General features: G+C 41.1%; 1 protein-coding gene and 1 riboswitch. The gene reads right to left on the bottom strand.

Translation table 11 applies throughout. The features are described from left to right. Window positions 1–44: 44 nt before the first annotated feature. Window positions 45–1262 carry a response regulator gene (locus JWH17_RS23105; RefSeq protein WP_205225062.1) on the bottom strand — a complete coding sequence of 406 codons (1218 nt, stop codon included), beginning with the start codon at window positions 1260–1262 and terminating at the stop codon, window positions 45–47. A 134-nt stretch (window positions 1263–1396) separates the two neighbouring features. Then, window positions 1397–1475: riboswitch (cyclic di-GMP riboswitch) on the bottom strand. Window positions 1476–2039: the final 564 nt, after the last annotated feature.

The raw sequence follows: 2039 nt of genomic DNA on the forward strand, positions 1-2039 counted from the left end.
TGAAAAAATAACAGCGTCGCTTCGCTCCGACCACCTGGCCAGTTTCACTGGAATAGGTGGCCGGAATCACGTGGACTGACTGGCCGGTTTCGACTGGAATGGGTGGCCGGATTCAGTGGAATACGCATCTTAACTGTTTCTAGATGTGGACAGGTCGGCCAAGGATGATCAGTCCCATGCATTACATGATAACAATATTTCCCTAACAGATCCTCCGCAGGCTTTCCTAAAAATGACGCCAAGGATTTATTAACCCTGACAAGTTTCATGTTTTTATCATGAACTGAAACAAAGTCGGGAATAGTGTCAAAGGTTTTGCTCCATTGTCTTGAGATAAATTCCAACTCTTCATTGATTTTCTTTCGTTCAGCAATTTCTAGCTGTAACTTTTTATTAACTTCTTTATAGCGTTGTGTTCGAGAAGCTACCGTCTCCTCTAAATGTTCCATGTGGCAACGAAGTTCCTCAACCAGTTTATTTTCTTTTGTTACATCACGGATGAGCATTAAAAAGGACAGGCTATTATCCGGCGACATATCGATAAACTTAAAAACAATTTCTCTGCCGTAAAGGAGAACTGTGCGTGTATTTTCAAGAGGTGTTCGCTCTACGAGAAACTGATCAAATGATTGTTTCACAAAGAAAAAAGAGTCACTCTCAAAGTGGTTGAGCATGTCCGTCCCTAATAATTCATCCGGCTCCATCCTAACTATCTGAGCGAAAAATTTATTGCACCTCACTATTATGCCAGACGGTGATAATTCAAGGAAACCAGTGTCTATGTTATCCAGCGTTGTTTCAAAATTTCTTTTAAGATCGAGTAGTTCTCTTGTTACAGTCCGGCTAAAAATATGCTCATAGCCAAGTGTTCTGCGGGGTAAAGAATCAACCTTGCCTTTTTTGACATGGTCAAGAACTAAATCTATAGATTTATCCATCTCCGCAATAGGGCCTTTGGCTATACACGCATTTGCTCCAAATGAAAGAAAATCAATGTTTTCTTCAACAGCTATGGCAGAAAGAATTACCAAAGTTGGTTGTGATAATTTTAAATTTCTACGAATTATTCTGCACAGGTTTTCACCATCGATGTTGGGCATAATAAGGTCAACAAACATGACTTCAGGATTGTAGTCTTCCAACACCTCTAGAGCAGAAAGACCATCTTGAGCCGTTTTGACCTCGTAATCTTTTTTTTCCAACAGATGGGTCAGTATCTTGAGAAAGACTTCGTTATTATCAACGACCAGAATTTTTTTCATCAAATCACTCTCCAAAATTCTCGCAAAGCGAGAGCCACCGACCCCATAAAAAAACGCCCACCTTTATCACCAAAGATGGGCGTCTCAAAAAAGAGAGATAATCAACCTCTTATATCGTCAATTATGACCAAACTATTGGTAACCCGGCTACCGTATTTCTTTAGGCCCGTGGCTTTGCGTCCTCAAGTTTCCTTGAGTTTGCCTTTTAACTTGTCAGTTCTTTATAGCTGTATGTTACAACTTATCGGCTACTTAAGTCAAGATCAGCCTATAGGATTGCGATGGTATAAATTTACTGTAAAATGGTTTAATCAATACGGAGGGTTAACGCTTTAAAGCGTTGAGACAGGGATGTTAAATCGTCCCTTTTTAAAGCAAGGCTATGCCATGGAACTAAAAAAGATGATCAAATTAATCCTATGCAACAGGGTAGTGAAAAGTGAAATACAGGTACAGGTTGACCTTATCTGTACTAATCTTCACTGACTTTTTGCTCCCTAAAGGGCTATGGTAAATTTGAGAATTGAGAGAGCTGTTCGGCCAACATATTTTCAGTAAGTCATGACTAATAGGAGAAATGTTGAGTGCGGCCGGGCAAGGTCGTGTAGTCAAGCGGGTGCGAATCCCGTTCCGGAAGGTTGGCCAACCACCGGGTAGCGAGTCCTTGGAGGCTTTATGGTAACATAAAGTTTTAAGCGTAGGATAGCGAGCAGATAGGCCGTAAGCCGAAAGGTTGAAGGGATTGAGCCCCGTAATTTTCCTAGTCGGAAGGACGAC

The sequence above is a fragment of the Desulfogranum marinum genome (assembly GCF_016918565.1).
GTDB lineage: Bacteria > Desulfobacterota > Desulfobulbia > Desulfobulbales > Desulfobulbaceae > Desulfogranum > Desulfogranum marinum.

Bases quoted from the DNA above. Each gene is read 5' to 3' on its own strand.
- JWH17_RS23105 (WP_205225062.1), bottom strand. From the start codon at position 1,262: ATGAAAAAAATTCTGGTCGTTGATAATAACGAAGTCTTTCTCAAGATA.